Origin of the sequence: Microterricola pindariensis (genome assembly GCF_002936985.1) — a bacterium.
GTDB lineage: Bacteria > Actinomycetota > Actinomycetes > Actinomycetales > Microbacteriaceae > Microterricola > Microterricola pindariensis.
The window spans coordinates 1-7,866 of record NZ_MPZN01000103.1 but is presented as its reverse complement, the minus strand read 5'-3'; the positions used below and the strand labels follow the sequence as shown (position 1 = coordinate 7,866).

Genomic DNA, 7,866 nt, shown 5'->3' with positions numbered 1-7,866 from the left:
GGCGGCGCCGCGCTCCCGTGGAAGCTCGAACTGTTCCGCCAGATCGTGGAGGGCGCGGTGAAGGCAGCAGGCGACATCCCCCTGACGGTGAAGATGCGCAAGGGCATCGACCCCGACCACCTCACCTACCTCGAGGCAGCGAGGGCCGCAGCGGGCGCCGGCGTCGCCTCCATCGCGCTGCACGGCCGCACCGCCAGCGAGTTCTACTCCGGCCAGGCGGACTGGACCGCGATCGAGAAGCTCAAGAACACGATCACCGACACCCCGGTCCTCGGCAACGGCGACATCTGGTCGGCCGCCGACGCCCTGCGCATGATGGAGGAGACCGGCTGCGACGGCGTCGTCGTCGGCCGCGGCTGCCTCGGCCGGCCCTGGCTGTTCGGCGACCTGGCCGCCGCCTTCCGCGGCGAGGACACCAGGCACGAGCCGACCCTCGGCCAGGTCGCGGAGGCGTTCCGCCGCCACGCCGAGCTGCTCGTCGAGTTCTTCGAGGACGAGGACCGCGGATGCCGCGACATCCGCAAGCACGTCGCCTGGTACTTCAAGGGCTACCCGGTCGGCGGCGAGCTGCGCGCCAAGATGGCCACCGTGCAGTCGCTGCAGTCGCTGGACGACCTGCTCGGCACGCTCGACTGGGACCAGCCGTACCCCGGGGAGGGCGTCGAGGGCCCGCGCGGCCGCGCCGGCACCCCGAAGAAGCCCGCGCTGCCGGACGGCTGGCTGAACTCCCGCGATCTCGACGGCATCGAGCGGAACAACCTCACCGAGGGGGAGGGCGACACCAGTGGCGGTTGAGCACGCGTTCGGAGCCAGCCTGTTCGGCGGCTACAGCGACTACGACGCCGAGCGCTGGCTGCCCGAGAAGCACTCCTCCCGCCGCAGCGACTTCGCCAGGGACCGCGCCCGCCTGCTGCACTCCAGCGCGCTGCGCCGGCTGGCGGCCAAGACGCAGGTGCTCAGCCCGACCGCCGGCCTCGACTTCGCCCGCAACCGGCTGACCCACTCGCTCGAGGTGGCGCAGGTCGGCCGCGAGCTGGCGTCCAGCCTCGGCCTGGACCCGGATGTCGTGGACACTGCCTGCCTCGCCCACGACCTCGGCCACCCGCCGTTCGGCCACAACGGCGAGAAGGCCCTCAACGCCTGGTCCGACGACATCGGCGGCTTCGAGGGCAACGCCCAGACGCTGCGCCTGCTCACCCGGCTGGAGCCGAAGGTGTTCGGGCCGGACGGGCAGAGCTACGGGCTGAACCTCACCCGGGCCAGCCTCGACGCCAGCTGCAAATACCCCTGGCCGGACACCAGCTCCGTCGCCGACCCGAGCGGCCGCGCCAAGTTCGGCTTCTACAAGGACGACATCGGCGTGTTCACCTGGATGCGCGCCGGGGCGCCGGAGCGCCGCCTCTCCATCGAGGCCCAGGTGATGGACCTCTCCGACGACATCGGCTACTCGGTGCACGACTTCGAGGACGCCATCGTCAACGGCTACATCGACGTCGCCGCCCTCGGTGACCGGGTCGACCACGACGCGCTCGTCACCTCCATGTACGAGTGGATCGGCGGCGCGCACTCCCACGCCGAACTGATCGCCGCCTTCGACCGGCTCGACTCCCTCGAGGGCTGGCCGAGCACCTGGGACGGCAGCCGCCGCGACCAGGGCCGCCTGAAGAACCTGACCAGCCAGCTGATCGGGCGCTTCGCGCAGGCCGCGACGCATGCCACCCGCGCAGCCTTCCCGCTGGCCAGCCTGATCCGCTTCGACGCCGACGTCGTCGTGCCGCGCGAGATCCAGGCCGAGATCGCCGTGCTCAAGGGTATCGTCGCCGCCTTCGTGATGTCGCACAACGCCCGCCAGCCGATCTACGCCGAGCAGCGCGAGGTGCTCACCGAGCTGGCCACCGTGCTGCACGAGAGCGGCGCGGCACACCTCGACCCCGGCTTCGCCGAGGATTGGCGCGCGGCATCCGACGACACCGCCCGCAAGCGCGTCATCGTCGACCAGGTCGCCAGCCTCACCGACCAGTCGGCGCTGGCCTGGCACGAGCGGCTGGTGCGGCGCGCCTAGCCCGCGGCGAGCCTAGGCCGCGGCGAGCATGTGCTCGCCGTCTGCCGGGAGCCCGGCGGTGGGCCCGCTGTCGGGCGTGCCGCTCAGGCGGATGCCGGTGAACTCGATTGGGATGCCAGCAGCAGTCCAGGGGCTGGCGGAGTCCATCAGCTGGGCGTGCACGTGCGGCTCGCTGCTGTTGCCCGAGTTGCCGCACGAGGCAATCTGCGCGCCGGCCCGCACCTCGTCGCCCACCCGCACGAGCACCGATCCGCGGCGCAGGTGCGCGACGAGCGCGTAGTGACCGTCCTCCGAGCGGATCGTCACGTGGTTGCCGATGATGCACCCCGGGCCGCCGAGCTCCCGTACGGCCGCCTCCACCATCATGTAGATCACCGCGAGCACGCTGGAGCGGCTGCGGTGATCGCGATGCCACTGGGTCACCGACACCACCACGCCGTCGCACATCGCGAACACCGGCTGGCCGAAGGCGGGGAAGTCCTCCGGCGGACGCATCGCCGCGCCCGCTCCGAACGTCGGCCGGGCGCCGGCATCCGGTTCATGCACCAGATCGAGCGCGAACGCCTGGCCGTAGGCGCGCACGCCGTGGCTCGGGGTCTTCGTGGCCGGGCTGTTCATGGCCAGCCAGCGCCCGGCGACGGGGGACCGGAGCGCGATGCGCCGCCCGTCGCCCCGATGCCCGCGCCCGCCCACCCAGGCCGTGACCCCGCCGATCGCCATCCCGGCGAGGCCGAGCAGGGGGAGGAGCCCCGCGACGGCAGTGACGGCGGCGCCGGGAGGGAGCAGCAGTCCGGCCAGCGTGCCGAGGGCGATGAGCAGGATCGAGGCGCCGATGAGCACGACCCGCCAGCGGTAGAGCCGCCCGAGGCTGCCGCTCATTCGCCGACCGCCGCGAGGCAGACGAGCAGCGGCACGACGCGGCTGGCCGGCACCTCGTAGCTGCCCCTGGCGCTCTGCCGCAGCCAGCCGGCGCCCAGGAGCTGCCGCAGGTGGTGGTGCAGCTGCCCCGTTGTGCCGAGCGACTCGATCGCGGCGAGCTCGGCCGTGCCGCGCACCCCGTTCAGGACGTGCCGCAGCAGCTCCACCCTGACCGGGTGGCCCAGCGCGGCGAAGGCGGCGGAGCGCTCGCCCCACTCGGAGGCGAGCAGCTCGGCACTCGACGCGCCCTGCTGCCACTCCACCGGGGTGCCGTCCGGCAGGGTGACGCTCCCGCTGAGCAGCACCGCCCCCTCGGCCGTCGAGGGGTGCTGCGCGCGCCGCCTGCGCAGCTCGTCGAGCGCCCACAGGGACGAGGCGGGCGGCGCGGCCCGTGCACCCTCCAGGCTGTCGACCCGCCGCGAGAGGGCGGCGAGCGCGGCGCGGAGGTCGGTGGCCTCAGACAGGGGCTCAGCAGTGGGCTCAGAGGTGGGTTCAGGGGTGGTTTCGGACTTGTCGGGCATGCCCCCATGCTACGCTAAAACGTTCTAGCGTACGAGTGGGTCGTGCAGATCAGGACGCCTGGTGCACCGTGACCCCGCCGAGCACCGTCTCCAGCACCGGGATGTCGGCGATCGAGCCGGCGCTCAGGTCGGCGCTGAGCGGCGAGCGGGCGAGCACGACGAGGTCGGCCAGCTTGCCCGGCGTGATCGAGCCGAACTCGTGGTCGGAGAACAGCTGGTAAGCGCTGTCGATGGTCTCCGCCCTGAGCGCCCGCGCGACGCTGATGCGCTGCTCCGGCGCGAGCACCGTGCCGGAACGGCTCCGCCTGGTCGCGGCGATCTCGATGTTGCGCAGCGGCTCGGCCGGCGTGACCTGGCCGTCGTTGTGGAACGAGAAGCGGATGCCGGATTCCGCGGCCGAGCCGGCCGCGGCCCAGACGGCGCCGTGCTCCGGCCCGAACAGGTCGTCGACGAGCACGTCGCCCCAGTAGTACAGGTGGTCGATGAAGATGCCGGCCGTGATGCCGAGCGCGGCCGCGCGCTCGAACTGGGCGGCCGTCATCGAGCCGACGTGCTCCAGGCGCAGCCGGTGGTCCTCCCGCGGGTGGCGCATCAGCAGCGCCTCCCACTGGTCCAGCACCATGTCGACGGCGGCGTCGCCGTGCACGTGGCAGGCCAGCTGCCAGCCGGCGGTGAAGTACGCCTCGGAGATCTCGGCGATCTGCTCCGGCGTGTAGTTGGCGTGGCCGCGGTGGCCGGGCTCCAGCCCGAGGGAGCGGGTCGCCGGCGTGTCGAGGTAGGGGAAGCTGGTCGCGATGTTGCCGACCCAGGGGGAGCCGTCGGCCCAGAGCTTGATGCCGGTGTGCCGCACGGCGGCATCCCCGTCCCCGGGGCGCGACGCGCTCGACCGGGCCGGGGAGGACATCTCGTACAGGCGCAGTCGCACCGTGAGCGCGCCGGCCTCCCGCGCGGCGGCCAGGGCCGGCGCGATGTTCGGGTCGTAGCCGAGCTCGCCGACGGAGGTGATCCCGGCCCGGTTCAGCCGCCCGGACTCGGCCGTGAGCGCGTCGACGTACTCGGCCGGCGTCGGTTGGAGTGCCGGGCCGAAGATCATCGCTGCGGCGGCCGTCTCCCGGAGCGTCCCGTCGAGGTTGCCGTCGGCGTCGCGGCCGAAGGAGGCGCCGACCGGGTCGGGGGTGTCGCGGCTCACCCCGGTGGCGCGGGCGGCGGCCGTGTTGAAGTACGCGGAGTGGCCGGAGTTGTGCAAGATCGCCAGCGGGCGATCGGGGGAGAGCTGGTTCAGCCAGGCCAGCGTGGGCTCCGGCAGGCCGGTCTGCAGCAGCGCGTCCCAGCCGTTCGCATAGACGCCGGCCGGGTCGCCCTGGGCGATGGCGTCGGTGAGCCGGTGCAGCACCTCGGCCGCGGTGGCCGCGACGACGGGGCGGATGTCGACGACCTTCGGCCCGAGGAAGATCGCCTCGGTGAGCGGATGCCCGTGCGCCTCGACGAAGCCGGGCAGCAGCACCGCCTCACCCAGTTCGGTGACGACCGTGTCCGGCCCGACGAGTTCCTCGACGTCGGCCCGGCTGCCCACCGCGACGATGCGCCCGGCCTGGACGGCGACCGCCTCGGCATCCGGCATCTCCTCGTCCATGGTCAGCACGGTTCCGAAGAACACGCGGTCGGCGAAGCGGGCTGAAAAGTCGTCGGCGACACTCATAGCGGTCAGTCTAGGCAGCCAGCGCTTTGGGAGGCCAGTTGCCCCAGCCCAGCCGCCGCGGCGAGTTGAGCGCCCGGTCGGGAGGCCGACGGAAGATGCGGAGGCAGCTTCTGGCCGGAAACCGCCGCCCGATCCGCCGAAAGCCGCCCGATCCGGTTCGCGCACGTGTGCACAGGCGTCCCTCGCGGGCCGCTTGTCCACAGCGCGAGCGCTGCTCAGAGCCAGCCGGGTGGCGGCCCGCAGACGGGCGGCATGTCCCTCGCACACTGGCTGACCGAACACGACGGCATCGCTCACTCGCAGCAGGCGCTCCGCGCCGGGTTCACCCGCTACGCCATCCGCGCCGCGGTCGACACGGGCGTCATCGGGCGGGTGCGTCGCGATTGGATTGCGTTGCCGGACGCCCCGGCGGAGCTGCGTGCCGCGGCCGAGCTCGGCGGCCGCGTTGCCTGCCTCAGCGCGGCGAAACGGCTGGGCCTCTGGCACCTCGCTGACGGCCAGCAGCACTGCAGCGCCGGCCACGGCTCCGGCCACACCGCCGTGGGGCCTGGCCAACGCGTGCACTGGAGCATCGGCCCCGTCGCCGTCACCCGCCACGCGCTCGTCGAGCCCGTCGAGAATGCGCTCGTGCACATCGCCGACTGCCAGCCGTTCGTGAACGCACTCGCCGTGTGGGATTCCGCCCTCAACACGAAGCTGGTCACACCGCACCATCTGGCGCGGCTGCCGCTGCGCACGCGGGCGGCCCGGGCCGTTCGCGACGCGATGTCCAGCCTCTCCGATTCGGGCATCGAGACGATTCCGGTCGCGCGACTGGCCGCGCTCGGCATCACGGTGAAGCAACAGGTGGTGCTCGCCGGTCATCGTGTCGACGGGCTCATCGGGCAGCGGCTGGTGCTGCAGATCGACGGCTACACACACCATTCCTCGGCCGCACAACGCGGCGCCGACATCGCGCACGACCGGGCGCTGACCCTGCTCGGGTACACCGTGCTGCGCGTCGACTACCGCCAGGTGCTCTTCGACTGGCCGAGCGTCGAAGCCGACATCCTGCGCGCCCTGGCACAGCGGCTGCACGAGGCGCGCTGATGCGGCTCCCGCGGCCCCCGCATCCGATCGGGAGGCCGACAGGGGATCGGGAGGCAGCGTGGGGCCGGAATCCGCCGCCTGATCTTCCGATTGCCTCCCAATCCGGCGCCCAGTCCGGCGCCCAGTCCGGTGCCCAGTCTGGCGCTCCGGGCCCGGACGGAGGCCAGTTGCCCGCGACACGTGCCGCCCGGCCCGGGTACCGCCCCCGCTCGCCTAGGATTGAACAATGGCCGGACGAATTCGACAAGCAGACGTTGAAGAGGTCAAGGCACGCATAAACATCGCCGACGTGGTCGGGGAGTACGTCACCCTGAAGTCCGCCGGCGTCGGCTCCATGAAGGGCCTCTGCCCCTTCCACGACGAGCGCAGCCCCAGCTTCCACGTGCGCCCGCAGGTCGGTTTCTACCACTGCTTCGGCTGCGGCGAGTCGGGCGACGTCTACTCCTTCGTGCAGAAGATGGACCACGTCACCTTCGCCGAGTCGGTCGAGCGCCTCGCCGCCCGGGTCGGCCTCGAGCTGCACTACGAGGACGGCGGCGCCGCCACCGACCACGGCAACCGCGCCCGGCTGCTGGCCGCCAACCAGGCCGCCGCCGAGTTCTTCACCGAGCAGCTCGGCTCGCCGGGCGCCGACCCCGGCCGCCGCTTCCTCGGAGAGCGCGGCTTCGACGCCCTCGCCGCCGAACGCTTCGGCATCGGCTTCGCCCCGAAGAGCTGGGACGAGCTGACCAACCACCTGCGCGGCCGCGGCTTCAGCACCGAGGAGCTCACCACCGCCGGGCTCGTCTCCAGCCGCGAGGGGTCCAGCGGCGTCTACGACCGATTCCGCGGCCGCCTGGTCTGGCCGATCCGCGACATCACCGGGCAGACGGTCGGCTTCGGCGCGCGCAAGCTGCTCGAGGACGACAAGGGCCCCAAGTACCTGAACACCCCCGAGACGCCGATCTACCACAAGAGCCAGGTGCTCTACGGGCTCGACCTGGCCAAGCGTGACATCTCGCGCAGCAGGCAGGTCGTCGTGGTCGAGGGCTACACCGACGTGATGGCCTGCCACCTCGCCGGGGTCACCACCGCCGTCGCCACCTGTGGCACCGCCTTCGGCGTCGACCACATCAAGGTGCTGCGCCGCGTGCTGGGAGACGCGGCCGGCGTCGGCGAAGTCGTGTTCACCTTCGACCCGGATGCCGCAGGCCAGAAGGCCGCGATGCGCGCCTTCAGCGAGGAGCAGCGCTTCTCCGCCCAGACCTACGTCGCCGTCGCGCCCGACGGCCTCGACCCCTGCGACCTGCGCCTGCACAAGGGCGACGCCGCGGTTCGGGCGATCATCGACGGCAAGAAGCCGATGTTCGAGTTCATGATCAAGCAGCTGCTCTCCCAGTTCAACCTCGACACCGTGGAGGGACGCGTCGGCGCACTCAGGGCCGGGGCCCCGGTCGTCGCCGACATCCGCGACCCCTCGATCCGGCCCGGCTACACCCGGGAGCTGGCCCGGCTGCTCGGTATGGAGCTGCACGAGGTGACCCGCGCCGTCTCGGCCGCCAGCGGCCGCGCCCAGCGCGAGGCCGCCGCGCCGGCCC

General features: G+C 72.5%; 7 protein-coding genes. 4 read left to right on the top strand and 3 right to left on the bottom strand.

The features are described 5' to 3' along the window. A partial coding sequence (locus GY24_RS16760; RefSeq protein WP_104477707.1) for a tRNA dihydrouridine synthase occupies positions 1 to 795 on the top strand: 795 nt, incomplete at its 5' end. Beyond that, positions 785 to 2,062 (top strand): deoxyguanosinetriphosphate triphosphohydrolase, encoded by a 1,278-nt coding sequence (locus GY24_RS16755; RefSeq protein WP_104477705.1) that lies wholly within the window; start codon positions 785 to 787, stop codon positions 2,060 to 2,062. The genes GY24_RS16760 and GY24_RS16755, both read left to right, overlap by 11 nt. Before the next feature lie 12 nt (positions 2,063 to 2,074). On the opposite strand, the gene GY24_RS16750 is transcribed toward GY24_RS16755, so the two are convergent. The 3 genes from GY24_RS16750 to GY24_RS16740 are packed head-to-tail and all read right to left on the bottom strand — an operon-like array spanning position 2,075 to position 5,200. Further along, positions 2,075 to 2,941: a M23 family metallopeptidase gene (locus GY24_RS16750; protein WP_104477703.1), complete on the bottom strand. Its 867-nt coding sequence runs from the start codon at positions 2,939 to 2,941 to the stop codon at positions 2,075 to 2,077. Next, on the bottom strand, positions 2,938 to 3,501 hold the full coding sequence (locus tag GY24_RS16745) for an ArsR/SmtB family transcription factor (RefSeq protein ID WP_233279436.1): 564 nt from the start codon (positions 3,499 to 3,501) through the stop codon (positions 2,938 to 2,940). The genes GY24_RS16750 and GY24_RS16745 overlap by 4 nt, the downstream gene beginning before the upstream one ends. Before the next feature lie 49 nt (positions 3,502 to 3,550). Further along, positions 3,551 to 5,200: an amidohydrolase gene (locus tag GY24_RS16740; RefSeq protein ID WP_104477700.1), complete on the bottom strand. Its 1,650-nt coding sequence runs from the start codon at positions 5,198 to 5,200 to the stop codon at positions 3,551 to 3,553. Between the two features lie 252 nt (positions 5,201 to 5,452). Here GY24_RS16740 and GY24_RS16735 point away from each other — a divergent pair, with 252 nt between their 5' ends. Both GY24_RS16735 and dnaG read left to right on the top strand, forming a co-directional pair. Continuing rightward, positions 5,453 to 6,289: an endonuclease domain-containing protein gene (locus GY24_RS16735; protein WP_104477698.1), complete on the top strand. Its 837-nt coding sequence runs from the start codon at positions 5,453 to 5,455 to the stop codon at positions 6,287 to 6,289. A gap of 226 nt (positions 6,290 to 6,515) precedes the next feature. Then, positions 6,516 to 7,866, top strand: a 1,351-nt coding sequence (dnaG, locus tag GY24_RS16730) for a DNA primase (protein WP_104477709.1), incomplete at its 3' end; no start/stop codon positions are given.

Bases quoted from the DNA above. Each gene is read 5' to 3' on its own strand.
- GY24_RS16745 (WP_233279436.1), bottom strand. From the start codon at position 3,501: ATGCCCGACAAGTCCGAAACCACCCCTGAACCCACCTCTGAGCCCACT.
- GY24_RS16750 (WP_104477703.1), bottom strand. From the start codon at position 2,941: ATGAGCGGCAGCCTCGGGCGGCTCTACCGCTGGCGGGTCGTGCTCATC.
- GY24_RS16735 (WP_104477698.1), top strand. From the start codon at position 5,453: ATGTCCCTCGCACACTGGCTGACCGAACACGACGGCATCGCTCACTCG.
- GY24_RS16740 (WP_104477700.1), bottom strand. From the start codon at position 5,200: ATGAGTGTCGCCGACGACTTTTCAGCCCGCTTCGCCGACCGCGTGTTC.